General features: G+C 65.0%; 23 protein-coding genes and 1 tRNA gene. 14 read left to right on the plus strand and 10 right to left on the minus strand.

Annotation, left to right across the window (positions count from 1 at the left end):
• Window positions 1–27: 27 nt before the first annotated feature.
• The 5 genes from H4V95_RS00760 (at window position 28) to H4V95_RS00780 (ending at window position 3,927) form a co-directional block, all read left to right on the plus strand.
• Window positions 28–1,173 (plus strand): glycerate kinase, encoded by a 1,146-nt coding sequence (locus H4V95_RS00760; RefSeq protein WP_209728173.1) that lies wholly within the window; start codon window positions 28–30, stop codon window positions 1,171–1,173.
• Between the two features lie 117 nt (window positions 1,174–1,290).
• On the plus strand, window positions 1,291–2,361 hold the full coding sequence (locus H4V95_RS00765) for a GTP-binding protein (protein WP_209728175.1): 1,071 nt from the start codon (window positions 1,291–1,293) through the stop codon (window positions 2,359–2,361).
• A 9-nt stretch (window positions 2,362–2,370) separates the two neighbouring features.
• A complete protein-coding gene (ykgO, locus tag H4V95_RS00770; protein ID WP_082471366.1) occupies window positions 2,371–2,493 on the plus strand; it encodes a type B 50S ribosomal protein L36 in 123 nt (40 codons plus the stop codon).
• Between the two features lie 4 nt (window positions 2,494–2,497).
• On the plus strand, window positions 2,498–2,911 hold the full coding sequence (locus tag H4V95_RS00775) for a hypothetical protein (RefSeq protein WP_209728177.1): 414 nt from the start codon (window positions 2,498–2,500) through the stop codon (window positions 2,909–2,911).
• 170 nt (window positions 2,912–3,081) lie between these two features.
• Complete coding sequence (locus tag H4V95_RS00780; protein WP_209728179.1) at window positions 3,082–3,927, plus strand: CoA ester lyase; 846 nt, start codon at window positions 3,082–3,084, stop codon at window positions 3,925–3,927.
• A 38-nt stretch (window positions 3,928–3,965) separates the two neighbouring features.
• Here H4V95_RS00780 and H4V95_RS00785 read toward each other — a convergent pair whose 3' ends face one another.
• The 3 genes from H4V95_RS00785 to H4V95_RS18705 all read right to left on the minus strand — a co-directional run bounded on the left by H4V95_RS00785 (window position 3,966) and on the right by H4V95_RS18705 (window position 7,769).
• Window positions 3,966–5,045: a tartrate dehydrogenase gene (locus H4V95_RS00785; RefSeq protein ID WP_209728181.1), complete on the minus strand. Its 1,080-nt coding sequence runs from the start codon at window positions 5,043–5,045 to the stop codon at window positions 3,966–3,968.
• 127 nt (window positions 5,046–5,172) lie between these two features.
• The gene (locus H4V95_RS00790) at window positions 5,173–6,255 is read right to left on the minus strand and encodes an acyl-CoA desaturase (protein ID WP_245345509.1); all 1,083 of its coding nucleotides are present in this window, start codon (window positions 6,253–6,255) and stop codon (window positions 5,173–5,175) included.
• 221 nt (window positions 6,256–6,476) lie between these two features.
• Entirely contained in the window at window positions 6,477–7,769 is a 1,293-nt protein-coding gene (locus tag H4V95_RS18705; RefSeq protein ID WP_312883895.1) for a flavin reductase, read from the minus strand.
• 317 nt (window positions 7,770–8,086) lie between these two features.
• Here H4V95_RS18705 and H4V95_RS00805 point away from each other — a divergent pair, with 317 nt between their 5' ends.
• Together H4V95_RS00805 and H4V95_RS00810 are read left to right on the plus strand one after the other, a co-directional pair.
• Complete coding sequence (locus H4V95_RS00805; protein WP_196866952.1) at window positions 8,087–8,998, plus strand: SDR family oxidoreductase; 912 nt, start codon at window positions 8,087–8,089, stop codon at window positions 8,996–8,998.
• Window positions 8,999–9,120: 122 nt separating this feature from the next.
• The gene (locus H4V95_RS00810) at window positions 9,121–9,504 is read left to right on the plus strand and encodes a helix-turn-helix transcriptional regulator (RefSeq protein WP_245345510.1); all 384 of its coding nucleotides are present in this window, start codon (window positions 9,121–9,123) and stop codon (window positions 9,502–9,504) included.
• On the opposite strand, the gene H4V95_RS00815 is transcribed toward H4V95_RS00810, so the two are convergent.
• Window positions 9,505–10,095 carry a vitamin K epoxide reductase family protein gene (locus H4V95_RS00815; protein ID WP_209728183.1) on the minus strand — a complete coding sequence of 197 codons (591 nt, stop codon included), beginning with the start codon at window positions 10,093–10,095 and terminating at the stop codon, window positions 9,505–9,507.
• A 117-nt stretch (window positions 10,096–10,212) separates the two neighbouring features.
• On the opposite strand from H4V95_RS00815, the gene H4V95_RS00820 reads away from it, so the two are divergent.
• A complete protein-coding gene (locus tag H4V95_RS00820) occupies window positions 10,213–12,321 on the plus strand; it encodes a cytochrome c oxidase assembly protein (protein WP_245345511.1) in 2,109 nt (702 codons plus the stop codon).
• Between the two features lie 99 nt (window positions 12,322–12,420).
• On the opposite strand, the gene H4V95_RS18840 is transcribed toward H4V95_RS00820, so the two are convergent.
• Window positions 12,421–13,569: a TIGR04086 family membrane protein gene (locus tag H4V95_RS18840; protein WP_209728185.1), complete on the minus strand. Its 1,149-nt coding sequence runs from the start codon at window positions 13,567–13,569 to the stop codon at window positions 12,421–12,423.
• A 108-nt stretch (window positions 13,570–13,677) separates the two neighbouring features.
• Between H4V95_RS18840 and H4V95_RS00830 the strand changes: the two genes are divergently transcribed.
• Window positions 13,678–14,178, plus strand: coding sequence for a DUF456 domain-containing protein (locus H4V95_RS00830; RefSeq protein WP_196866949.1), 501 nt, complete (start codon window positions 13,678–13,680; stop codon window positions 14,176–14,178).
• 88 nt (window positions 14,179–14,266) lie between these two features.
• A complete protein-coding gene (locus H4V95_RS00835) occupies window positions 14,267–15,907 on the plus strand; it encodes an amidohydrolase (RefSeq protein WP_209728187.1) in 1,641 nt (546 codons plus the stop codon).
• 9 nt (window positions 15,908–15,916) lie between these two features.
• On the opposite strand, the gene H4V95_RS00840 is transcribed toward H4V95_RS00835, so the two are convergent.
• From H4V95_RS00840 to H4V95_RS00850, 4 genes are all read right to left on the minus strand, one after another.
• Window positions 15,917–17,707, minus strand: a complete 1,791-nt coding sequence (locus tag H4V95_RS00840; RefSeq protein ID WP_209728188.1) for a glycoside hydrolase family 15 protein — start codon at window positions 17,705–17,707, stop codon at window positions 15,917–15,919.
• A gap of 9 nt (window positions 17,708–17,716) precedes the next feature.
• Window positions 17,717–17,845, minus strand: a complete 129-nt coding sequence (locus H4V95_RS18545) for a hypothetical protein (protein ID WP_281064506.1) — start codon at window positions 17,843–17,845, stop codon at window positions 17,717–17,719.
• 100 nt (window positions 17,846–17,945) lie between these two features.
• On the minus strand, window positions 17,946–19,445 hold the full coding sequence (locus tag H4V95_RS00845) for a S10 family peptidase (RefSeq protein WP_209728190.1): 1,500 nt from the start codon (window positions 19,443–19,445) through the stop codon (window positions 17,946–17,948).
• A 198-nt stretch (window positions 19,446–19,643) separates the two neighbouring features.
• On the minus strand, window positions 19,644–21,164 hold the full coding sequence (locus H4V95_RS00850; protein WP_209728192.1) for a DHA2 family efflux MFS transporter permease subunit: 1,521 nt from the start codon (window positions 21,162–21,164) through the stop codon (window positions 19,644–19,646).
• Window positions 21,165–21,215: 51 nt separating this feature from the next.
• Between H4V95_RS00850 and H4V95_RS00855 the strand changes: the two genes are divergently transcribed.
• Window positions 21,216–21,288: transfer RNA gene (locus H4V95_RS00855), tRNA-Ala, on the plus strand.
• 92 nt (window positions 21,289–21,380) lie between these two features.
• Here H4V95_RS00855 and H4V95_RS00860 read toward each other — a convergent pair.
• The gene (locus tag H4V95_RS00860; protein WP_245345512.1) at window positions 21,381–21,935 is read right to left on the minus strand and encodes a DM13 domain-containing protein; all 555 of its coding nucleotides are present in this window, start codon (window positions 21,933–21,935) and stop codon (window positions 21,381–21,383) included.
• Window positions 21,936–22,215: 280 nt separating this feature from the next.
• On the opposite strand from H4V95_RS00860, the gene H4V95_RS00865 reads away from it, so the two are divergent.
• From H4V95_RS00865 to H4V95_RS00875, 3 genes are read left to right on the plus strand one after another with little or no spacing between them, the layout of a single operon-like run.
• Complete coding sequence (locus H4V95_RS00865) at window positions 22,216–22,848, plus strand: NAD(P)-dependent oxidoreductase (protein ID WP_245345513.1); 633 nt, start codon at window positions 22,216–22,218, stop codon at window positions 22,846–22,848.
• A 2-nt stretch (window positions 22,849–22,850) separates the two neighbouring features.
• Complete coding sequence (locus H4V95_RS00870; RefSeq protein ID WP_209728196.1) at window positions 22,851–23,291, plus strand: MarR family winged helix-turn-helix transcriptional regulator; 441 nt, start codon at window positions 22,851–22,853, stop codon at window positions 23,289–23,291.
• A complete protein-coding gene (locus H4V95_RS00875) occupies window positions 23,288–24,142 on the plus strand; it encodes an SDR family oxidoreductase (protein ID WP_209728198.1) in 855 nt (284 codons plus the stop codon). Before H4V95_RS00870 ends, H4V95_RS00875 begins: the two co-directional genes overlap by 4 nt.
• The last annotated feature ends 49 nt before the right edge of the window (window positions 24,143–24,191 follow it).

The raw sequence follows: 24,191 nt of genomic DNA on the forward strand, positions 1-24,191 counted from the left end.
CCAGGCCGCCAGTGATGTAATGGCACTATGCGCATCGTGATAGCACCGGACAAGTTCAAGGGCTCGCTGTCCGCCCCCGAGGTCGCCGAATCAGTGGCCGCCGGGATACGTGCGGCAGCCGGGCCGGACGCCAACCTCACCATCGACCAGGTGCCGGCGGCCGACGGCGGAGAGGGCACCCTGGACGCCGCGGTGGCCGCTGGATTTACCCTCCACCTCACCGTCGTCACCGGACCGACCGGGGAACCGCTCCAGGCGCCGATCGCGATCCGAGGCCAGCAGGCCGTGATCGAGATGGCTCTCGCCTCCGGCCTCGCCGTGTTGCCGGGGGGCAGCCTTGACGCACGCGGCGCCACCAGCCGCGGAACCGGCGAGCTGATCAGATTCGCCCTCGACCGCGGCTGCACGGACATCGTGCTCGGGGTGGGGGGCAGCGCCAACACGGACGGCGGTGCAGGTGTCCTGACCGGATTGGGGGCCAGGCTGCTGAACGACGACGGCGTCGACCTTCCGCACGGCGGCGCGGCGCTCGCCGGGCTCAGCCGAATCGACCTGGCCGGCCTTGACCCCCGGCTGGAGGCCGCGTTCATCACCCTGGCGTCCGACGTCGACAATCCGCTGCTCGGCCCCACAGGGGCCGCCGCAGTGTTCGGGCCACAGAAGGGCGCGGCCCCAGCGGATGTCGAGGAACTCGACGCGGCACTGGCCCGGTTCGTGAGTGTCCTCGCGGACGCGGCGGGTCCGAGGGCCGCCCACATGGTGACAGCACCCGGCGCGGGCGCGGCCGGTGGCGTCGGCTATGCGGCGCTCGCCGTCCTGAACGCTCGGCGCCGGCCGGGAATCGACGTCGTGCTGGAGCTCACCGGACTGGCCGCGAAACTGCGTGACGCCGACCTGGTGATTACCGGCGAGGGCAGCCTCGACGAACAGAGCCTGGGTGGCAAGACTCCGATGGGAGTGGCGAACGCCGCTGCTGCAGCAAAGGTCCGGGCGGTGGCCGTCTGCGGCCGTACGGTCCTGACCCCCGAGCAGCTGACGACGGCGGGCTTCGAGCGCACGTTCGCCCTCACAGACCTGGAGCCCGACGTCGAGCGGTGCATCGCCAATGCGGCGACCCTGCTGGAGCAGGTTGGCCGGGACATCGCCCGCCATGTGGGGTTGACCGCCCACTAGCGACCCCGACGATGCGGATGGGACGCGTGACCCCGCGGAACTGAGGGATCTCCGCGGAAACCATGACGCAGTGGAAGAGATTTCCTATATGAGAACGATTCTCATATAGTTGGACTCATGCATCTCATCCTGATTACTTCTCTCGATGCCCTCAGCCGCGATAGCGTGACGGCGAGGGTCGCAAATCTTTATCCGGGGACACCGGTAATTAGCCATGACCTGCTGGACGAGGGAGTGGTGACCCGCCGCGTCCATCGGGACAACGAGCTCGTGGAATGGGAATCGACTCTCCTCGAGCATGGGTGCCTCAGCTGCACTGTGAGGCTTGACCTCGCGCCGGCCCTCCTTCGGTTGAAGGAGGCTTCAGTCCCACTGGCCATTGTCGGATTGCCGCCAGGGACCACTGCCGAGAACGCGATCGATGGGCTGCATGCGGTGAGCCCCCAAGCGTTCCGTATTGATATTGTCGCCGTTGCGGTGCGGGCAGAAGATGTCGAAGACCAACTCTGGGACCATCACACCCTGTTCGCTTCTGGCTACACGGCTGTTCCTGAAGACTCGCGAACCCCCGGCGAATTCCTGGTGGGGGAGCTTCTGTTTGCAGATACGGTGCTGACGACCACCAGCGAATTGCTGGGGGTAAACGAAGAGCTTTCGTTGCGCGGCTGCCAACTCATCGGCGAAGTGGCGCCCCACGCCCGGGTATTGACTGCCGGTGAAATGGTCGCCGAAGACTTTGGCGTGCATGACGATGCCGCGTCCCGTGCGCGGAGTCTTCCCGGTGGAGTCTTTGCGCCGTCGGCATCCTTCGCGCCGTTTAGTACCTTTCAGCTGCGAATCGATCGACCCTTGCACCCAGATCGGTTCCGCACCGCGCTGGGCACCATATCCGAGGGCTGCTGTTTCGTCAGGGGCAGCGTCTGGATCGCCGGCGTACTGAACACCCGCATTGCGGTCCACGGAGTTGGCCCCCGCATCTCGCTCGGCAACGGTGGCGCATGGAGCCTGGATACCCATGGTGAATTGTGCCGGGGCACGCACCTTGCGCTCACCGGCGACGATATCGATGCAGGGGTCATTGTCCAGACACTCAGCGACTGCGCCCTCACCGATGAGGAACTGGAAGACGGGACGGATCTACCCCACATCAGAACTGGCAACCAGGCAGTACCTGGCCAAGAACGCTAAAGGAGCATCATGAAAGTTCGCAACTCCCTTCGGGCCCTGAAAAAAGTACCAGGAGCACAGATTGTCAGGCGACGCGGTAAGACCTTTGTCATCAATAAGAAGAACCCTCGGATGAAAGCCCGTCAGGGCTAGTCCGATGAGCGAAGTCAACGCGCCGGGTGCGGGTGTCGTCGTCGCCCTGTGCGCAGGCCATCGTTGCGCGGCGCTCATGCGGGCCGCGGGCGGTGGCGGACTCGCCGACGCAGTCGCCCGCTCCTCGGGTGGCGTACTCATCTCTGCGGGGTGTCTGCAGCACTGCGCGCAGGGCGCTGTCGCTGCGGTAGCACTTCGCTTCTCCGAGACGGCGCTGACGGGACCATCTGTTTGGTTGGGTGGTGTGGAATCTGCCGACAAATCGGCGGCTCTCAGCCAATGGGTGGAGTGCTGGACGCCGGGCCAACGCGCCATTAGGTTACCTGACTCGCTTACCGATTCGGTGCTCGGTGTCGGACCGCCCGTCCGCCTGGAGTCTGTCGAAGCCCAGAATGGCCATCAGCAGCGCGGCGGCTGATTGCCCAGGAGAAACACGTGCACCCACGGTGATCGTAGGACGATCTCTGCTTGCCGTCGTCACCGGCGACCCGGAGTCACGGACGGCCGAGCGGCGAATTGGTCGTAGTGTTTACGTCGCCTACGGTGCTGCGGTGGATTATGGCTCCGACGGTTCAGTAGTGTTCTAGTATGGCTTCCTTAAGAAACAGCCGCGCTGCTGCGCTTCCTGCCAAGCTTTCCCGCTCCTGGCTGCTTGCATCAGCGGCGTCCGAGTCCAACTTCGCGCCCGCTTTGACCTCGGAGGCCGACTCGGTGGTCTTCGATATGGAGGATGCCGTCCCGGCCGACGGCAAGCAGGAGGCGCGCGAGCGGGTGGTCGAAGCGCTCTCGACCGGCATGACCGCCTGGGTCCGCGTCAACGGCATTGAAACCGACTTTTGGGCCGATGACCTGGCGGCGCTGTCGAAGGCGCCAGGGCTCCGCGGAGTGATGCTGGCCATGACCGAGAAGCCCGAACAAGTCACCCACACCGCCATGCGACTGCAGGCGGGCACCCCGGTGCTCGCGCTGATTGAGTCTGCGCTGGGCATCGAGAACGCCACGGCGATTGCCAGCGCTCCGGGCACCTTCCGGCTGGCGTTCGGGGTCGGCGATTTCCGTCGGGACACCGGCGCCTCCGACGAGCCGATGGCGCTCGCCTATGCGAGGGCGAAGCTGGTGGTCGCATCACGGGTGGGTCAACTGCCGGGCCCAATCGATGGACCCACCGTCGGCGCCCTCGGCGATACCCTGCTTGAGGCCTGCAAGGTCACGGCGTCCATGGGGATGACCGGGAAGCTGTGCCTCCTGCCGGACGCTACCGACACGATCAACAAGGGCCTCTCACCCAGCGAGTCCGAGATCATGTGGGCCTACGAGCTCCTGAGCGCTCATGCCGCCGGTGCGGTGGTGGGAGACGGATCGTACCTGCCGAGGCTGGCCCGTGCGCAGAAAATTTCCTCCCTGGCCGACTCGTACGGGTTGTGGAACGCCTAGCCCGGACGGGTAATTGTCCGGACCAGGCGTTCGGGCAGTCAGGCCGGTGAAGCGGCGTTAAACGCGTTGATGAGCGCCTCGGACACCTCTTCGGTGCTGGCCGATCCGCCCAGGTCCGGGGTGCGCACCTCGGTCTCTTCGAGGACGTGTCCCATCGCCGTCATGATTGCCTCGCCCGCATCCTGGTGGCCCAGGTGATCGAGCATCATTGATGCCGCCCAGACCTGGCCAAGTGGATTCGCCTTGCCCTGGCCGGTAATGTCCGGCGCGGAGCCGTGCACCGGCTCGAACATGGAGGGGAACTCCTTTTCCGGGTTCAGGTTGGCGGACGGCGCGATGCCGATGCTTCCGATAATGGCCGCGCCAAGGTCCGTGAGGATGTCACCGAACAGATTCGAGGCGACGACGACGTCGAACCGCGCTGGGTCCAGCACGAACAGGGCGGCCAGCGCGTCGATGTGGTACTCGGAAATCTCCAGGTGGGGATGCTCGGCGCCGAGTTCCCGGAAGATCTCGTCCCAGAACGGCATGGTGTGGATGATCCCGTTGGACTTGGTGGCCGAGGCGAGCTTACCCTCGCGCTGTTCCGCCAGACCGATGGCGTAACGCATGGCACGCTCCACCCCGAACCGGGAGAACACTGATTCCTGAATGGCGATTTCCTGGGGGCTTCCGCGGTACAGGCGCCCACCGCTCTCGGAGTACTCGCCCTCGTTGTTCTCCCGCACCACCAGGAAGTCGATGCCCCCGGCGGGCACCTTGCGCAGTGGGCTCTCGATCCCGGGAAGCAGCTTGATCGGCCGTAGGTTGATGTACTGCTGGAACGCGCGGCGGATGGGTATCAGCAGCCCCCACAGCGAGACGTGGTCGGGCACACCGGGATAGCCGACGGCGCCCAGGAGGATCTGGTCGCACTCGGCCAGTTGGGCCAGGCCCGTCTCCGGCATCATGGCGCCCGTGCGCGCATAGTACTCGCAGCCCCACTCAAGTTCCTCCCACTCGAAGGAGAACCCGTACCGCGCTCCGGCGGCCTCCAGCAATCGCTGGGCCGGGGGCATAACTTCAGTGCCGATACCGTCACCAGCGATGACTGCGATGTGATAGTTCGGGAGAGTCATGAGTATGTGTCCTTCAATTCAGGAGAATGATCCGGCAAGAGGCAAATGAAATGATCCTGTCACAAACAACGACGGCGGCCTCCACCAGGGGTTGGTGGAGGCCGCCGTCAAAGCGGGAACGCGTCGGCTACTGGTGCCGGTATTTGTTGACCATGGGGCAGTCGAAGGGGTCACGCGCGGCCAGGCCCACCCGGTTCAGGTAGGACACCACGGCTCCGTAGGAGGCGGCGACGCCCACCTCGGTGTAGGGCACCTTCAGGCGTTCGCAGTGCTCGCGGACAATCAGGGCCGCCTTGCGCAGGTGCGGGCGGGGCATGTCCGGGAACAGGTGGTGCTCGATCTGGAAGTTGAGTCCACCGAAGGCGTTGTTCACGAAGTTGCCGCCCCGGATATTCCGCGAGGTAAGAACCTGTTTCTGGAAGAAGTCGAGCTTGCTGTTCTTCGGGATGATCGGCATGCCCTTGTGGTTGGGGGCGAAGGACGCGCCCATGTAGACACCGAACACGGCCATCTGGACCCCAATAAAGGCGAAGGCCATGCCCACGGGAAGGAACCAGAACAGGATGCCGAGGTAGGCACCGAAGCGCATGGCCAGCAGGGCAAGCTCGATCCAGCGGCCCTGCACCGCGCCGGGCCGGAAAAGGGTTCCGATGGACTTGGCGTGCAGGTTGATCCCCTCGAAAGTGAGGAGCGGGAAGAACAGGTACCCCTGGCGTCGGGTAATCCAGGCATGGAGTCCTTTGGCTTTCGCCGCGTCTTCCTCGATGAAAGAGATGGTATCGATCTCGATGTCGGGGTCTTTGCCCACCATGTTGGGGTCGTTGTGGTGGCGGGTGTGCTTGTTCATCCACCACTGATAGCTGATGCCCACGACGCCAGCGGCGAGGATTCGACCGGACCAGTCATTGGCACCGCGGGTCTTGAAGATCTGCCGGTGCGAGGCCTCATGGGCCAGGAAGGCGATCTGCGTGAAGACGATGCCCAGCACGCCAGCGATCAGCAGCTGGAACCAGGTGTCACCCAGCAGGGCAAACCCGGTCCAGGCCGCACCCATGGTCAGGGCAAGAGCGGCGAAGACCGCGACGTAGAAACGACGCCGCCGGTTCAGCAACCCTTCTTTGCGCACCTGCTTGAGCAGGATGGAGTAGGAGGCGACGATGTCGTTCGGCTTGGAAACGCGCACGCTGCGACCGGAGGTTGCGATAGTCAATAAGTGTCCCTGCGTAGGATGCTGCTTCACAGCAGACGGAGGGATTGCTAACCCCGCGATTCCTTTGAGGTTACGCAGGTTAGCTGGACGCCGCCTGCAAGTATGCACTTAGCGGCATAGGTAGCAGTGTGCTGCTACCTTCACTAGGAATCCTCTCCTGATGGCCAGCGCGTAGCCCAAGGATGAGCGGATGTTCTTCAGGGCACTGCTGCTCCGGCTGTTTACGCGGGACCCGTTGAGCCGCCGAAGTGCCCCGGCCATTCTTCGACCGGGATCCGTTTGATCGTCTGGATCGCCCCCGTGGTACCCCACTCGTCCCTGCCCAGCCGTGACAGTGGTTTGAGGCGGTCCATCAGCGGATGGGTGCCCTCGAGCACCTCGGTCGAGACAGCCGCGTGGGTGACCTCGCCGAAGACCACGAAGCAATCCCCGATGGGCAGGACCTGGTGGAGTTTGCACTCCAGGGCGACCGGCGACTCCAGGACCCGTGGGGTGGCAATGGTGAGGCTCGGCTCGCGGGTGAGGCCTGCGGCGTCGAACTCGCTGACGTCGCGGTCGAAGTTTGTGCCGGTCGCATTGATCTGCTCGAACAGTGGCTCGGGGGCCAGGTTCACCACAAATTCGCCGGTCTCCTCGATGTTGCGCAGCGTGTCCTTGCGGCCCACCGAGGTGAACTGAACGACCGGCGGGTTCACTGACGCGATGGTGAAGAACGAATGCGGGGCGAGGTTGTCGTCGCCGGCCGCCGACCGGGAGGACACCCAGGCGATCGGCCGCGGCACCACCGTCGAGGTCAGGAGGCGGTAAAAGTCCCGTGCTGAGGTGGAGTCCCTGCTGAAGTCTTTGCGCATATGCCTGAGCCTAGCGGCCCTCATGGAGAACGCTGGCGAGATCCCGGGCTGGCCGTCCGGTGAGATCCTGCACCGTCGTCGTGGTCCGGGCCAGCCCGCCTTCAGCGATCGCCGTGTAGGTGCCCTGAGAATCACCGCGGCCACCTGGGCGACGTCGTCCCTGGCCACCGCTGCCAGCCGGCCGGTGCCCGCCGGGCCGCGGATCACTCCTGCGTCGTCGGCAAAGTGCTGCAGCACATCGAGGTAGAGGTTGTTGCGGAGGAAGGTGTACGCCATCCCGGAGTTGCGAAGATGCTCTTCGGTGGCCCAGTGGTCGCGTCCCAGGGTGAATGTGGCGTCAGGGGCCGCGCCGAAGAATGAGGTGTACACGACGTGGCGGACGCCCGCCTCCCGGGCTGCGTCGACGAACGTGAGGTGCTGGTCGACGCGGTCCTCGGCTTCACCCGCTGACACCATAAAGAGCGTGTGCACCCCCTCGAGGGCCGCGACGGCTGCCGACCGCTCGGCATAGCTGCTTTGAACGGCGGTCGCCATCGGCAGGGCCGGCGCGCGGCTCAGGTCCCTGACCAGCAGGCGAAGTGGCAGCCCGGCCGGCGAGAGTAGACGTGCCGTGGAGCCGCCCAGGGCCCCCGTCGATCCAGTTACCGCGACAAGGTTGTTCATACCCTCTGCAGCGTGGCGGGGCCGCCAATTATTTCCGGGAAAGAGGGTGTTCGGCCGCGCTCGCCTAGACTGGGGAACCATGCGCTTCATCAACAAATATCGTGTACCGATCGTCTGGCTCCTCATCATTGCCCTGGTGGCAAGCATTGGCGCGGGATTCTTCGCCCAGATCTTTTAGTTGCCCAGTGCCACCTTGTCTCCGGAAGCCCTCACGCCATAGAATAGTCAGTAGACTTAGCTTTCAGGGGTCGTGACATCTCATCCGCACCCCGGCTGGTCTGCACGGACCGTACATTCGCACGGCAGTGAGGAAATAGATGACAGACAAGACGTTGACCACAGACCAGTACACCTTCCAGGATCCGGTAACACGGTTCCCTAGCATCTCGGCGCCTAAACAGGATCAACCCGAGCCTGGGCTGGATCGGGACCTGGAACCACAGACCGATCGCGGCGAGAAGTCGTACCGCGGCACCGGCCGACTCCAGGGCCGGAAGGCTTTGATCACCGGAGCGGACTCCGGCATTGGCGCAGCAGTTGCGATTGCCTTTGCCCGTGAAGGCGCCGACGTGGCACTGTCGTATCTCCCCGAGGAGGAGCCGGACGCAATCGAGATTGCCCGCATCATCGAGGAGGCTGGCCAGAAGGCCGTCAAGCTTCCGGGCGACCTGACCGACGCAGCATTCTGCCGGTCACTCGTGAACGATGCGGCCGAGCAGTTGGGTGGTCTGGACATCCTGGTGAACAATGCCGGGAAGCAGATCGCCGTCGAGAGCCTCGAGGACCTCACCGATGAGCAGTTGGATGAGACCTTCAAGACCAACATCTACTCGTTCTTCTGGATCACCCGCGAGGCGCTGAAGCACCTGAAGCCCGGGTCAAGCATCGTGAACTCCACCTCGATCCAGGCCTACAGTCCATCTTCGACGTTGCTGGACTACGCGAGCACCAAGGCGGCCATCAACAACTTCACCAAGGGCCTGGCCGAACAGCTGGCACCCAAGGGCATCCGGGTGAACGCGGTCGCGCCGGGTCCCATCTGGACGCCACTGCAGGTTTCGGATGGACAGCCGAAGGACAAGCTGCCCGAGTTCGGCAAGGACACCCCATTGGGTCGCGCCGGACAGCCCACCGAGCTTGCCCCGGCGTACGTCTTCCTGGCGTCGTCGGAGTCCAGCTACGTAGTCGGCGAGACGCTTAACGTCAACGGCGGTAAGCCTTCGCCGTAAGTCTTCGACGACTTTGGACGATCCACCCGTTCCGGCCGGAAGTCCGGCACGCTGGGCTCGCGGCCGGAACGGCAGGAATATGCGACCAGAGTTATATAAGCACTCTTTGATAGGTTCTGCTTATGCATGCGTTTGATGTCCTGGGGGACCCGGTCCGCCGCCGGATTCTGGAACTGCTCCTCGGCGAGGAGTGGTCTGCCGGCGATATTGCCCGGGTGATCCGAACAGAGTTCGGGATCTCGCAACCAGCCGTGTCCCAGCACCTCCGGGTGCTGAGGGAAGCAGGGTTTGCCCGGGTGCGGGGGGACGGCACCCGCCGCCTCTACGCGGTGGAGGCCGGCCCGCTCCAGGACGTCGACCAGTGGCTTGCGCCCTTCCGTGCGTTCTGGACCGGGCGGCGCGACGCCATCGGCACGGAATTGGCGGGCGCGCCGCCGAAGCTGACGGGTACTCCGGAAGCACCGGCCCCTCCCCTGCGCTTCCGGAGTACCAGCGGACGCGGGTAGCTAGGCGAACACCCCGACAAAGCGGAAAAACACGGTGGCCGCCGTCATGATCAGCAGGAGCGCCGCCGTCGTGCCGGTCCATCCGCCGAGGAGCCCACGGAACCGCTCACCCGCGGGGAACACGCCACGGAGAAAATTTCGTGACGTAAGGAACGTGGTGAGAACGATCATGGCCGCCCATACCACCATGCAGTAAATGCAGAGGACGCCGATCGCGAAGAGCGCCTGACTCCATAGCCAGATGGTGAAGACCATCCCCGCCGCGACGCCGATCTGGAGCGAACGCCAGTACCATTTCGCTACCGTGGCGCCGGCGAGGAGCAGGGCCCCCGTCGTGATCACCACGCTGAATGCGACGATGCCCAGGAGGGGGTTCGGGAAGCCGAACAGGCTGGCCTGCCAGGTCTTGAAAACCTCACCACAGGAGACAAAGGCGTTGACGTCGCAGCTGGTGACGTAGTTCGGGTCGGCGTAGACGGCAAGCCGCTCCAGAACCAGCTGCCCGGACGCGAGCCATCCCACCAGCCCCGTGACGACCAGGAGCAAGCCAAACGGCCGGTCGTGGGCAAAACGAGGGGTGCGGATCTCCATGGTTACATCCTCAACTGATCGGCGACCGCGCGCAAAGCCTCGGCAAAGCGTAGGCAATGCTTCAAGCGCACTTCTACGTTTCGTAGAAGTAGCTAGACTGAGTATTCAGGAGGATTTATGACCGGCATAGCGCATTCGGGGCCCTCGGCGCCTCAGCAAGACCCACTCTCGTCGAAAGCGGACCCCGACCCGGCCCATGAGGCAGCCGGGGATCGGTTGCCGGAGGCGGGTAGCCCGGAGCGCACCGTCGTCCGGGTGGTGCTCGGGATCGCGGTTCCGATCAGCCTTGCGGCCGCCATCCTGGCGATGTACTTCAGCGAGGCCCTGACCACGTACCGGACCACGATGGCGGATCCCGGCGACTTCGTGGTGCATGCGCGACCCGCGGCACGCGTTGTCCAGGACCTGAGCGCAGCCCTGACCATCGGCTTCCTGGTGCTCTGTGCGGGTCTCCTCCCAGCATCGAACCGTAACAAGTCCATCATCGGGTTCGCCCAGTGGAAGGCTCTGCGTTGGGCAGGTGTGTCAGCGGGCGTCTGGTTGGTGTCTTCGGTCGCCTCGCTGGTGCTGATTGCTGCCGATACAGCGGGCCAGTCGATTCTCAGCCCCGGCTTCTTCTCCATCTTCTTGTTCTTCGCGACGGAACTGGAGCTGGGGCAGATTCTGCTGGTGGCCCTCATGGCCGTCCTCGTCCTGGTGGTCATGCTGCCGATGGTCCGGTCAACCACCGGAGCGGGTATCGCGCTGGCCATCGCGATGCTGGGGATCCTCCCGTTGGCTTTGGCCGGGCATGCCGCCGGGTCCGATGAGCACGGCAATGCGGTGAATTCGCTCGCCCTCCACCTCATCGGGGTTTGCGTGTGGGTGGGTGGCCTCGGGGCGGTGCTGCTGCTGGGATCCCAGCTCGGCAAGGACACCGGCCGGGTGCTTCGGCGCTATTCCGCGCTGGCCGCCTGGGCCGTCGGGGCAGTGGCGTTCTCCGGCATCATCAACGCCAGCCTCCGCCTCGGGTCCTTCGCCGATCTGGCCACGCCCTATGGGATCCTCGTCCTGGTGAAGGTCAGCAGCCTCACGGTGCTGGGCCTCGCCGGGTGGTATCAACGCCGCAGGATCCTGCCCCGTCTGGACCGCAACCCCGAGGACCGGCGGGCGTTCACCATCTTCGGGGTGTCCGAAGCTGCGCTGATGATCGTCACCATCGGGGTGTCCGCGGGCCTCGCCGCAAGCCCCCCACCCGTCCCGCAAGGGTCAATTGCCGACGTCGACCTGCAACGGTCCCTCCTCGGCTATCCATTCCCGGAGCCACTCACTGTCCCCAGCTTCCTGACATCGTGGCACCCCGATTGGACGATAGGGCTCCTGATCCTCGTCGCCGCGGGCGCCTACACCGCCGCGGTCATCAGGATCCGGCGCCGGGGAGATGCCTGGTCCATTCCCCGCACCCTCGCGTTCCTCGCTGGCTGTGCGCTGCTGATCTGGCTCACCAGCGGTGGTCCCGCCGTGTACGGCAGGACCAGCTTCTCCGGTCACATGATCCAGCACATGGGCCTCATGATGTACGCCCCGGTACTGTTTGTGCTCGGCGCCCCGATACTTCTGCTCCTGAAGGCGACCCGGCCGCGTACCGACGGCAGCCGGGGTCTGAGGGAATGGGTGCTCTGGCTCTTCCGCTCACGGTTCAGCCATTTCCTGACCAGGCCGCCTGTCGCCGGGTTGATCTTCGTGGGCAGCATGGTGGGGTTCTATTATTCGCCGGTCTTCGAACTGGCGCTGTCCACGCACGTGGGGCACCTGTTCATGATCGTGCACTTCCTCATTACCGGGTACCTTTTTGCCTGGGTGCTGATTGGGATTGACCCGGGACCGGCCCGGTCACCGTACCCGTTCAGGCTCATCATCCTGCTGGCGACCATGGCCTTCCACGCATTCTTCGGGCTCTCCCTCCTGGGCGGCACGGAGATTCTTGCGCCCAGTTGGTGGGCCAGCCTGCAGCTCACCGATTCAGCGGCGCTGCTTGCAGACCAGCAGCGGGGCGGGGCAATCGCCTGGGGGATTGGGGAAATCCCCACCGTTCTCCTTGCCCTGGGGGTCGCCATGGCCTGGCGGAAGGACGACGAGCGCACTGCGGTCCGCGAGGACCGCGCCGCCGACCGGGACGACGACGCCAAGCTCACCGCCTACAACCAGCACCTCGAGAGCCTGCAGCGGCGGTCGCCCGGGCGGTGACCCTGCCGCCTCCTCATTGTCGGACAGGGGGCCACAGACATCTGCGCCCCGCCTGTCTGGTGACGGGCGGGGCGCAGCGGGGCGCTGTGCTGCTGACCGTTAGCGGCTGGTGGTGTTTTCGTAGTCCGCCCGGTCGATCCTGCGGTGGTACCGCATGCCGGTGAGGCCACCCAGGACCGCGCCGATGAGGGCCACCGCGATGGCCACGACGACGGCGATGATCCCCGCCGTCGTCAGGTTGCCTTCATTGAGCGGGATGCGGGGGAAGCTGTTGAGGTTCGCCAGGATATCGAACTGGCTGCCGAAGATCAGTCCGAGAATCGCAACCAGCACCGCGATGATGAGTGCCCACAGCCAGACGGCGACTCCCTGCTTCGCGCCGTTGAACCGGGCCATTCTGCCAGCGACATATCCGCCCGCGAAATACGAGAGGAGCAGGATCGCCAGGAGAACGATCGCTCCTGTAATGCCAACCGTCTGCGGATCGGCGGCAACCTGATCCGCTGCGTCGCTGAGGTCGGTGTTGGTGGACAACCCGAAGACTGCGCCGGCCGCGGCGACCAGGGCCGTCAGGAGGACCGCCATCCCGGTGGCGGTAAGCCAACCGAAGAACGCTGAACCAAACTTCATGCCGCCATAGGTGTCCTTCTCATGCTGCAGAAGTGCAGCACGTTCAGCTGATGCCGGCAGGGCGGGACGATCGTCATGTGAGTCCCGGTAGCGGGCGTCGTCGGGATCAGCGGTGTGGCTTACCGGCTGTGCAGTGACCGGCTGGGTCCTGGTCGAGGGCGACGCCGTGGCGCCAGCACCGGCCCCTGTGGCGACTGCGCCAGCCATGCCGTCGGGCTGGGTCCGGTGCTCCCGGGTGCGATCGCCGTCGGTAGTCCGGTGCACCTCGGTGGGCTGGTCATCGCCGTAGCGCTGTTCCTTGGTCACCGCAGCGGTATCACTTCCATTGTTGTGGCCGCTGTCGCTGTCGCTGATACGCGAGGTGGGGACGTGGCTGTGCGCCTGCGTGGCGTCGGGGTCGTTATCGCGGGAGGGGTCGACGGGTGTGTGCGCCTGCGTGGCATCGCCGTCGTTATCGCGGGAGGGGTCGACGGGTGTATGCGCCTGCGAGGCATCGCCGTCGTCGGGCGTTGACGAGTTGGGCTCACGACGATCCGATGCTCCGCCGGCGTGCTTGGGGGTGGTGTCGCGGGGAGTATTGCTGTCGGACGGGTCGTGCTCGGATCCTGGCGTGCTCATCGTGCCTCCTGCTATCGGGCCCTAGGGCTTTATCAGTAACCTTAGTGATGCCTTGTGGCCGGAACAAGCGTGGCCCGGAGTGGGGCCGGGCAGTGAGAGACTTTCCCTATGGAATTTCAGATCCTGATGACCGTGCTGAGCGGTCTGCTGATCGTGGTGGGCATCGCCGGTGTCATTGTGCCCATCCTGCCGGGCAGCATCCTGATCATCGGCTCGCTCCTGATGTGGGCACTCGTGGTCTCCAGCACCGCCGGCTGGGTGGCCTTCGGCGTCGGAGCGGTCCTCGCCGTCGCCGGGTTGCTCGCCGGGGCCGTCCTGACCGGTCGGAAACTGCAGCAGCGTCAGATTCCCAGCCGCTCAGTTGTGGTGGGGCTGGTCACCGGGGTGATCGGCATGTTCCTGATCCCCGTGGTCGGTCTGTTTGTCGGCTTTGCCGCGGGCCTGTTCGCCAGCGAGTTCGCCCGCCAGCGTCAGTTCGCTCCCGCCCTGTCATCCAGCGGGGCAGCGCTGAAAGCCACCGGCATTGGCATCCTCGTTGAGCTTGGCCTCGCATTGCTTGCGGGAAGCGTCTGGGTGATCGGCGTCTGGGTGCACTTCGCCACCGTGTAGGAATAAGTGTGTAGTGCCCCTGTGTGATTCCCACTGACTACGGCACACCCTCCAGAACTCACCAACCCTTCACCGCCCGGAGCGAACCATGCAGCTGGATCTTATCCTCACCAACTCGCGGATCATCACCATGGATCCCGCCCGCCCGACGGCGGGCAGCCTCGGCATCCTGAACGGGCGGATTGTTGGCCTCGACGACGATCTCGCGGGGTTGGCGGCCCGGGAGGTCGTCGACCTGCACGGCAAGGTCCTGATCCCGGGACTGAATGACGCGCACTGTCATACGGCGTGGTTCGGCCTCACCCTCGGTGAGGTGGACCTGTCCCCGCTCACCGATCTGGACCAGGTTTACGCACTGCTGCACGCGTCCGCCGAAACCCGTCCCGCGGGGGAGGGCGACGACGGCGGCTGGCTGGTTGCCAGCGGTTTCGACCACCATCGGTTTGGTGGCGGGTTTCCCGACCGTGCGGCACTGGACCGGGTGGCGGCCGGACGGCCCCTCTTCATCAGGCGGACCTCGGGCCACGGAGGGATCGCCAATACCGAAGCCCTGCGCCGCGCCGGCGTGCTGGTGCCGGGATTCGCCGACCCGGTGGGCGGCAGGGTCGTTCGGGATGAGTTGGGGGAGCCGACTGGTCTGCTGCAGGAAACGGCGCAGGCACTGGTGCTCGACCTACTCCGCCCCTACCCGCGGCACACCCTCCTCGCCGCGATTGATCGAGCGACCTCCCGGTACGCGCGGGAAGGGATCACCAGTTTCACGGATGCCGGGGTTGGCGGCGGTTGGATCGGCCACGCGCCGGACGAGTTGGGCGCCTTCCAGGACGCCCGGGCGGCGGGAAAACTGCATGCCAGAGCCCAGCTGATGCCAGCGATCGAAACCCTGCAGACCATCCCGGGTGCGGGCCTGGGGTTGGGGATGTACAGCGGGTTCGGTGACAGTCTGCTGTCGCTGGGGCCGGCGAAGATCTTCCTGGATGGCGCGCTATCCAGTGAGACCGCAGCCCAGACCGTGCCCTACGCCACCGGGTCCTTGAACAAGGGGTATCTGCTGGACGAACCCGTCGCCCTGCAACGGCAGATGCTGGACGCGCACCGGGCCGGCTGGTCAATCGCCGCCCACGCAATCGGTGATGCGGCCATCGACCTCGCGATCGACACCTTCACCCAACTTCGCGCCCAGGTTCGCGCCGGGCACGAAGGACCGGCCCGGTTGCCGCACCGGATTGAGCACGCGGCGGTGGTCAGGCCGGACCAGTTGGCGGCGCTCGCCGCACTGGGCGTCGCGGTGGCACCGCAGGCCTCCTTCTTCCACTCGATCGGCGACGCGATGGCCCGCTCGCTTGGACCGCGCAGGTCCTCGTTTACCTACCGGGCGAAGTCATTCCTCGATGCGGGGATCCGGCTGGCCGGTAGCTCGGACCGGCCATGCGCAGATGGCACGGCGCTGCGCTCCCTCCAGGCGTATGTCGACCGGCTGACGTCCAGCGGCTCCGTCTTTGGGTCCGCCGCTGAGCGGCTCAGCGCCGCGGAAGCCCTCAGGATTCACACCGTCGGGTCGGCGGACGCCACCGGGTTTGGCCGGGTCAAGGGGAAGCTGGCCGCGGGGATGCTGGCCGATTGCGCGGTGCTGGCGGAGTCACCGCTGGACGTTCCCACCCACCAGATCGCCGACATCGAGGTACTGGCCACCCTGATGGGCGGACGGTTCACCCACTACCAGCTGTGACGCTGGACGCTAGTCGCTGTCGGCGAGCGACAGGGCGGCGGTGATGAGGGCCAGGTGGCTCAACCCCTGGGGGAGGTTGCCCATGAACTCGTGGCGCTCGTCGCCGTCGATCATCTCGGCGAGGAGGCCGACGTCGTTCGCCAGTGGCAGTAGCTCCTCCATCTGGGACCGTGCCTCGTCGGTGCGGCCGACCTGGGCAAGCGCAGCGACCATCCAGTAGGCGCAGGCGACGAACGTGGATTCTTCCTGCTGCATGCCGCTGTACCGGTAGAGCAGGGGGCCGGCGCCCAGTTCGTCACGGAGCGCGTCAATGGTGGAGGACATCCGGGGGCCACGTTCGTACCCGCTGATCGCGTGCAGCAGGATTGACGCGTCCAGTTCCTCCGAGCCGGGATACCAGACATAGCTCTGGCGGTCCTCCGACCAGCAGTTCTCCTCCACCCAGTCACGGATCCGGTCACGTTCCGCTCGCCAGCGCTCGGCAGGTCGTTGCAGCTGGCCGGCCTCGGAGAGTTTCACCGCGCTGTCCAGGGCGTGCCAGCACCCGAGCTTGGAGGTGGTGTAGTGCCGTTCTTCCGGGAGTTCCCAGATCCCGGCGTCACGCTGCTGCCAGGTGTCGCACGCCTGGTCGGCGATGTCAGCGAGCTGACGGGAGGTGGTGGGGTCAAGAACGTGCCCGGCTTCGACGTACAGCCGAACGATGTCGAAGAGGTCGCCGAAGACGCCCAGTTGAAGTTGACCCGCGGCGGGGTTGCCGTCGACCACCGGTCCGATCCCGCGCCAGCCGGGAAGGTCGGGCATGCGGGTGCCCTGCGGGGTGTCCCCGTTGAGACGGGTGAAGACCTGCATGTCCCGGCCCTGGGTGCGCAGGTTCTTCAGCATCCAGGATACGGCGGCGTGCACCTCCTCGCGCACCCCGGCCCGCACCAGGGCGTGCAGGGTGTAGGCGGTGTCCCGCAGCCAGGTGTACCGGTAATCCCAGTTCTTGCCGCCGGCCCTGCTCTCGGGGAGCGAGGTGGTGGCCGCCGCGGCAATCGACCCGGACGGGCTATGGATCAGCAGCTTCAGAGCGAGTGCGCTGCGCAGCACCTCGTCGGTGTAGGGACCGTCGTAGCTGAACTCCCTGGACCAGGTCTGCCAGTTGGTGATGGTCCGGTCCACGCCGGCGTCCACCGATTGCGGATCGGGAAGCGGCAGCGGTTCGTCGTGGGTGGAGACGACGCCGACGAGGTGCCGGGAGCCGGGGCTGGTGGTCAGCGCCCCGGAGATGGCCTGCCCTTCGATCGAGACTTCTCCCTCATTGATCCCGCGCACACCCAGCGCGGTGCCGTCGATGCGGATGACCGCACCGTGGTCCGTGGATTGCACCCAGGGGGAGGCGGTCTGGAAACAGTTGCCCGGGCGGATGGCCCAGCGCATGGGTACGTGACCGGTGAGGCCATCGATCCGGCGGGCCAGCTCACCCCAGGGGAGCCTGCCCGCCACTCCGGTGTTCAGCGAGTCGGTGACCCGCACCGTGCCGGACGCGGTGGTGTACGTGGTGGTCAGGACGTTGGTGCCCTCGACGTACGCTCGCTGGGTGGTGAACGGTTCGGCAGGGCACAACTCCAGCGCGCCGCCGTCGTCGGCGTCCAACAGGCGCGCGAATGGCGGCGCGGAGTCGAGATCAGGGGTGGGGTACCAGTCGATGGACCCGTCGTGCGCGATCAGCGCGACCGTCCGGCCGTCGCCGATCGCCGCGTAGGATCGCAGGTCGACGTAGCCGTCTTTACGGTCGGCTAACTCGTTGTGGTCTGTCACGAACCGGGGTTAGCGGCCGTGCTTCTCGTTGTACCGGGTCTTGTTGGCACGGGTGTTCTGGTTATTGCCACGTCGTTTGTTCAACAGCTTGGAGGCAATGACGGGGACCAAAGTCCACAGGATTCTCTTCAGCAGCACGACGTGTTCCTTATCTTCTGGGTGATTGCGGCTTTCCGCATCGAACCCTAAGCTTACTTAGAGTTCAGCTGGAAAGAAACTTCGGGCGACGCTCTGACACCTAGTCCGTATGGGTGACAAAATCTTTGAGCGCTGCCAGTTGGGCCAGGCGGCACTCGGGCTTGAGATACATCATGTGCCCGGCCTCGTGATAGTGGTGGGTGAAGCGTGACCTCATCTGGTCGGTCATTGTCATGTGGGCGAAGACGTACTCGGCGGCGAAGTGCGGGGTGGCGCCGTCCTGGTACCCGTAGTCGACGTGGACGCGGAGCGTGGGGTTGTGCACCAGCAACCGCTCAAGGGTCTGGCTCACGTCGACGGGCGCGCCCTCGAACGTCTTGTAGCTCCAGGGGTGGACCCGCGCGGTGAGCACCTCGTAGGGGAGGTCGTTCTCGTAGCCCAGTTCCGCCCGCACGTAGTGGTTCATTGCTGCCGCGTAGGGGCCGGTGATCGCCCGGATACTTGGGTCATCAGTCATCGCCGAGTTCTGCAGGCTGACCGGCTGGGCCGTGAACCGTCCGTCGATCCGGCCGACCGCCAGTCCGTCCTTCCGGAGCAGCTCGGCGGCAAATTCGCCGTATTGCCAGCGCAGGTTGGTGCGCCGGATGAACCCCTCGTCGAGGGTGGTGATCGCGGCGAGCCGCGCGATGACGTCGTCGTACTCCTCCGTGGTGAGGCGGCTGCCCTGGGTGAGGGCGTACCCGTAATCCTTGGCGGCGAAGGACTCGGCTTCGGCGACGACGTCGGCCAGATCCCGGCCGGGGTGGCGGCCATGGAAATGGGCGATCGCGGCGTAAGTGGGGATATGCAGGGCGTAGGGCAGGTCGCTGCCGGGGAAGAACCGCAGCGTGGACATGTTCAGGACCGTCGAGATGAGGCCCAGGCCGTTGACGGCCATTCCGTAGGCGTCGAACAGGCGGCCGGCGACGGCGACGGCGCGCAGGGTTCCGTAGGATTCGCCGACCAGGTACTTGGGGGAGAGCCAGCGGTTGTTGCGGGTGGTCCAGAGGCGGATGACCTCGGCCACCAGGTCGCGGTCCTCGATGAAGGCGTGGAACTCGTCCGACTTCTCGCCCTCGACCACCCGGGAGAAGCCGGTGTTGACCGGGTCGATCATCACGAGGTCGCTGTGCTCGAGGAGTGTTTCCGGGTTGTCCACGAGGCCGTAGGGTGCTGGCGTCATGGCGCCGGTGTCGCCGGAATCGACCCGGCGGGGACCGAGGAGGCCCAGGTGGAGCCAGATCGAGGCTGAGCCGGGACCCCCGTTGAACGCGAAGGTGACCGGTCGCTCGGATGGTGCCGTGCCGCCGTCGGGGACGGTGTCCTCGGCGTCCTTCGTGTAGGCGACGATGAAGATCTCGGCCTTGGGCTTGAAGCCGTCGGACTTGCCGTCCTTGGTCTCCTCACGACGCAGGACCAACCGGCCGGTGGTGCTGGTGTACTTCAGGCCCGAGGCGGTGGTGTGCTGCCGCGTGGCAAAGTCGTCGGTTACGTCCTTGACCTCGTTGACCTTCTCGGTCGTGGAGTCGGCGCTCTTCGGGTCTGTGGTTTCGTCAGCCATGGCTAGAGCCTACAGGTGGTTCCCCGAGGCAACCAGTCGGCGTCGGGGTGTGTCTGTGGCGGGGTGGGCGGCGTCGTCCCGCCGTGTTCCCGTCGTGTTTGGTGAGCAACCTGGACATCGGGGGTCAACTTTTCCCTCACCAATGTCCAGATTGATGCCTCCGGTCCAGGTTGCTCACCGAATCGGAGCCTTGGGTGGCTACTTGGCTGCGCTCGACTCCGCCGGAACGCCCGACGGGGTTTCTTCGCCGGCCCAACCGGTTCGGCGCTGCGGCCGGGCGAAGAACAGGGCCGCGCCGAGGCCGATGAGGATGGCCGTGGCCGGAAGGAAAAGGGACTGCCCCATCGCTGCCGCGTACCCAGCCTGGAGGGTCTCCGGGAGTTGCCGTCCGGGAACGGCTTCGGCTCCGCCGTCGCCAATGTTGGCCGTCAGGCGGGAGAGCATCATCGCGGCGATCGCCGAGCTGCCCAGCACCGCGCCGACCTGCCGGGTGGTGTTGTAAACGCCCGATCCGGCTCCGGCCGAGGCGCGGGGCAGGTTCCGCGTAGCCGTCAGGGAGACCGGCGCCCAGATGCCGGCGCTCGCCAGGCCCAGCAGGGAGATCGGCAGCAGGAGTGCCCACACCGGTACATCCGGCGTCAGGATGGCCCCCAACCAGAACAGGGACACGGACATGGCCGCGAAACCGAAGATCGCCATGTATTTGGGGTTGCCCCGTTGGACCAACTTGCCTACCAGGGGAGCCAGGGATCCGGAGATGATCGCCATCGGGGTGAGCAGGAGCGCGCCCTCGGTGGGGGAGAAGCCGCGTACGTTCTGCGCGTAGAGCATCAGCGGGATGGCGACGGTGGTGATCGCGAAGCCCATCGCGAAGATCGAGGTGTTGCCGAGGGAGAAGTTGCGGTCCTTGAAGAGACCCAGCGGCACCAGGGGTTCCTTGCGGTTGTACCGCTGCCACAGGATGAAGGCCGTCAGCAGGACCACGCCGGTGATGATCAGCGACCAGACGGAGATGGGACCGGCGATGGTTCCCCAGTTGTAGGTTTCGCCCTCCTGGATGCCGAATACCAGGCAGAACATGCCGGCGGCGCTCAGTACGACGCCCAGGTAGTCGAAGCTGTGACTGTTGGTTGGGAGCTGCGGCACCAGCCGGTACGCGAGGATGAGCCCGACGACGCCGACCGGCGCGTTCACGAAGAAGATCCATTCCCAGCCGAGCGAGTCAACCAGGAGACCTCCAAGCACCGGACCGACGAGGGTCGCGACGCCGGCCACCGAGCCCCACAGCCCCATGGCGGCACCACGGCGTTCCGGCGGGAAGATCCGGGTGATGACCGCCATGGTCTGGGGTGTCATCATCGCAGCTCCCAGGCCTTGCAGGACACGGGCGAGGATGAGCATTTCCACTGACCCGGCCAGGCCACACCACACGCTGGCCAGGGTGAACACCGTCAGGCCAATCAGATAGATGCGGCGCGGGCCGAACCGGTCCCCGAGTCGGCCGGTGATCAGCAGGGGCACTGCGAACGCGAGCAGGTAGGCGCTATTGACCCACACCACGCTGTCCAGATCCGCGTTCAGCCCGTTCATGATCGCAGGGATGGCGACGGAGACAATCGTGGAATCCACCAGGATCATGAAGAAGCCAATGACCAGCGCCCAGAGGGCTGGCCAGGCGTTGATCTCGGTCTGCTCCTCAGCGGAGCGTTGTGTGGTCATTCTTTGAGGTTACTCCGGGTCTTGGCCGCGATTTGCTACAGTACTTTCTGCGGGGCTTTAGCTCAGTTGGTAGAGCGTTTCGTTCGCAATGAAAAGGTCAGGGGTTCGATTCCCCTAAGCTCCACTCTTGATCGTGATCCGGGTGGCTGTGCCCGAGAAACGTTAGGGGCAGTCATCGATGCATCTGCCTTGTCCGTCCCTGGCGCAGGACGAATTTCATCCCCTCAATTCGGCCGCGCCGAATGAGACAGCGAATCGTGCGCACCAGATGCTGACCGAGCTATAGGCGGCCAGGTCTGCCCCGGGCGGAATCACGTAGTTGTGATTGCCCTTGTTGGCTTTGAGGGCACCCAGGTCAAGGTAGGCGCCGTCGTCAAAGACATGCCATCCGTCTACTCCCTCGATCACGGGGGCGTCGGTAAGCCACACCCGAAGGTCCGGGCCGTCAGAGGTATCTAGGCCTTCAAGCCTCAGAATCCGGCTCCCGTCGGCGAGTTCAATGATCTTCGCGGTTCCGGTACTGGCGTGTTCGTGGCTGATGAGGCCCCCCGCGAGAATTTCACGAGGAGCGATCGCGGAGGGTTCAGCTGATGGCGTTCCGGACTGGGTGGGCTCAGGACTAGCGGCCTCCGTTGATGGTTGCCCGGATTGGGTGGGCGCAGGGCTCACGGTCTCCGAAACGGCAGGAATGTCCTCGGTGACGGTTGAACTGGTAAACATCCGCCACGGCTGGAACAGATACAGTCCGACGGCAACAACGGCGAGGCCCAAAAAACCAGAATCGGAACAACAATGCGTCTGTTCATGCCCTTCCAACGATCCTGCCGATGACGAAGTTCCGGTCAGCGCCCGGGGCGGTCCCCTCGGATCGCCCGGGCCGGCCCCCTCGGATGCTGGACCGACCGATGAGGTCAAGCCTCGGACAGCTACTTCTCAGATGAAGTCATCGACTGGATCGAGGCAGTCGGCAACGATGAAGGAGGGGAACCTTAAAGTGCTCACCGTGGCCCAAACCATAGCCGAATAATGGTTTAGCAGCTAAAGTATATTCATGGTGACAATCGCGTTATTCGGCGGAACGGGAAAGACTGGACGGAGAGTGCTCAGCCGTGCACTCGCCGCCGGGTACTCAGTACGGGCCTTGGTGCGTGACCCCGGCAAGGTGCCGATGTCTTCGCCGATGCTGACCGTCATTCGCGGTGACGTGATGGATCCGCAGTCCGTCGACGAAACGGTGGCGGGATCGGATGTGGTCCTCAGCTTGTTCGGTCAGGTGAAAGGTTCCCCGGCGTCACTCCAGACGGACGGCACCCGAACCATCGTGGCGGCCATGAAGCAGCACGAGGTGAGCCGGATCGTCACGCTGTCGGGCGGGGGGCTGGCAGCGCCACTGGACCAACCGCGTCTGCCGGACCGGATCATTCGGTTCCTGTTGAAAAGGCTGTCTGGCCAGGTCCTCGCGGATGCAGAAGGGCATTTCGACGTGTTGAAGGCCTCTGGATTGGAGTGGACGGTGGTGCGGGGGCCGAGGCTGACAGAAAAACCGGGCATCGGGTCCTACCGGGTGGGCTGGGTCGGCGTCGAGGCCTCGACGCAAATTAGCCGGGACGATCTCGCGGACTTCATTGTTACTCAGGTGGTGGACCGCTCCCATGTCGGGGAAATGCCGTTTGTCAGCGCATGAGCATGGCGCCCGCTAGCGAACGATCACAGCAGATCAGGACAATCCTCACCGAGGTAGTCCGGCTTTCCCGGGTACTGGCTTCACCGAGGTCCACGCTTTTCGGGGAGGTCACACTCACGCGGACCCAAGTGGACATCCTTTTTCTGTTGGCCCACGGAAGCGAGCCGTTCACTCCGGGACGCCTCGCAGACATCCTGCAGGTCACCCGCGGTGCGATCACTCAGACAGTCGAACACCTACGCGCGGCGGGCCTGGTGCAACAGAAACCTGCGGAGCACGACGGCCGCGCAAGAGTGTTGTGCCTGACCGATCCCGCCAGGAAACAGGTCGACGCGTTTGAAACAGCACTGGTTGTCGGTGCCACGCCGTGGTTCGGGGATCTTTCCGACGATGAACTGGTCAACGTTGCCACCTCTCTCTCCAGGGTGTCAGGGGCCCCATGACAGCAATTTTGGTAACCGGTGCCACTGGCACCGTGGGCTCGGCGGTCGTCAGACACCTATTGGGCCGTGGGGAGCAGGTCATCGCAGGAGTGCACAGTCGCGCCGCCCGGGCGGAGGTGCCGGAGGCGGCCCAGGTCCGTGCGTTCACGTTCGGTGCGGCTCCGGCTGAACTGGAGGAAGCGTTCGAAGGAGTGGACCGTCTTTTTCTGATGCGCCCGCCAGCGATAGCCGATGTTCGGTCCATGTTGTTTCCGGTAATTGACGCGGCTCAACGCAAAGGCATCCGACAGATAGCTTTCCTCTCTCTCCAGGGTGTCCAGATGAATCGTAAGACGCCACATCATGCGGTCGAGGAGTACCTGCGACAGATCAAGGCGCCCTACACCTTTCTCCGACCGAACTTCTTTATGCAGAATCTTTCGACAACGTACGCCGAACCTATTCGCACTCGAGGTGGGATTTTCGTTCCTGCAGGACGCGCGCGCATCGCGTTCATCGACGCGCGCGACGTCGGACGCGTCGCAGCATCAGTTCTTTCGGAGCCGGGGCACCTCCGAAAGGCCTACACCCTTTCCGGCGAGCGGAGTATGACGTACTGGCAGGTGGCACAGGTGATGACTGAAGTGCTCGGTCGGCCCATCCAATACGATCGCCCAAGCGAGGATGACTACCTGTCACGGTTGGCCACTGACGGAGCGTCCGAAGACTACATCGCCGTGCAGAAAATGATTCACAAAGTTGTGCGGCTCAACCTTTCCGCGTTACCCAACCGAGCCGTGCGCAAAATTTCGGGACAACCAGCGACACCGTTACGACAATTTGTGTCTGACTTCCGGACAGTGTGGCAATAGGTCCCCCTGAAAGCAGAATGCCCGCCATCCCCACCACAGAGGGTCCGGG

Source organism: Arthrobacter sp. CAN_C5, from assembly GCF_017875735.1.
Classification (GTDB): Bacteria; Actinomycetota; Actinomycetes; order Actinomycetales; family Micrococcaceae; genus Arthrobacter_D.

What these genes read in the sequence shown, in the direction of transcription:
- H4V95_RS00875 (WP_209728198.1), top strand. Translation starts at nt 23,288, where the DNA reads ATGACAGCAATTTTGGTAACCGGTGCCACTGGCACCGTGGGCTCGGCG.
- H4V95_RS00850 (WP_209728192.1), bottom strand. Translation starts at nt 21,164, where the DNA reads ATGACCACACAACGCTCCGCTGAGGAGCAGACCGAGATCAACGCCTGG.
- H4V95_RS00835 (WP_209728187.1), top strand. Translation starts at nt 14,267, where the DNA reads ATGCAGCTGGATCTTATCCTCACCAACTCGCGGATCATCACCATGGAT.
- H4V95_RS00845 (WP_209728190.1), bottom strand. Translation starts at nt 19,445, where the DNA reads ATGGCTGACGAAACCACAGACCCGAAGAGCGCCGACTCCACGACCGAG.
- H4V95_RS00760 (WP_209728173.1), top strand. Translation starts at nt 28, where the DNA reads ATGCGCATCGTGATAGCACCGGACAAGTTCAAGGGCTCGCTGTCCGCC.
- H4V95_RS18705 (WP_312883895.1), bottom strand. Translation starts at nt 7,769, where the DNA reads ATGAACAACCTTGTCGCGGTAACTGGATCGACGGGGGCCCTGGGCGGC.
- H4V95_RS00830 (WP_196866949.1), top strand. Translation starts at nt 13,678, where the DNA reads ATGGAATTTCAGATCCTGATGACCGTGCTGAGCGGTCTGCTGATCGTG.
- H4V95_RS18840 (WP_209728185.1), bottom strand. Translation starts at nt 13,569, where the DNA reads ATGAGCACGCCAGGATCCGAGCACGACCCGTCCGACAGCAATACTCCC.
- H4V95_RS00785 (WP_209728181.1), bottom strand. Translation starts at nt 5,045, where the DNA reads ATGACTCTCCCGAACTATCACATCGCAGTCATCGCTGGTGACGGTATC.
- H4V95_RS00815 (WP_209728183.1), bottom strand. Translation starts at nt 10,095, where the DNA reads ATGGAGATCCGCACCCCTCGTTTTGCCCACGACCGGCCGTTTGGCTTG.
- H4V95_RS00820 (WP_245345511.1), top strand. Translation starts at nt 10,213, where the DNA reads ATGACCGGCATAGCGCATTCGGGGCCCTCGGCGCCTCAGCAAGACCCA.
- H4V95_RS00870 (WP_209728196.1), top strand. Translation starts at nt 22,851, where the DNA reads ATGGCGCCCGCTAGCGAACGATCACAGCAGATCAGGACAATCCTCACC.
- H4V95_RS00780 (WP_209728179.1), top strand. Translation starts at nt 3,082, where the DNA reads ATGGCTTCCTTAAGAAACAGCCGCGCTGCTGCGCTTCCTGCCAAGCTT.
- H4V95_RS00765 (WP_209728175.1), top strand. Translation starts at nt 1,291, where the DNA reads ATGCATCTCATCCTGATTACTTCTCTCGATGCCCTCAGCCGCGATAGC.
- H4V95_RS00810 (WP_245345510.1), top strand. Translation starts at nt 9,121, where the DNA reads ATGCATGCGTTTGATGTCCTGGGGGACCCGGTCCGCCGCCGGATTCTG.
- ykgO (WP_082471366.1), top strand. Translation starts at nt 2,371, where the DNA reads ATGAAAGTTCGCAACTCCCTTCGGGCCCTGAAAAAAGTACCAGGAGCA.
- H4V95_RS00775 (WP_209728177.1), top strand. Translation starts at nt 2,498, where the DNA reads ATGAGCGAAGTCAACGCGCCGGGTGCGGGTGTCGTCGTCGCCCTGTGC.
- H4V95_RS00865 (WP_245345513.1), top strand. Translation starts at nt 22,216, where the DNA reads ATGGTGACAATCGCGTTATTCGGCGGAACGGGAAAGACTGGACGGAGA.
- H4V95_RS00805 (WP_196866952.1), top strand. Translation starts at nt 8,087, where the DNA reads ATGACAGACAAGACGTTGACCACAGACCAGTACACCTTCCAGGATCCG.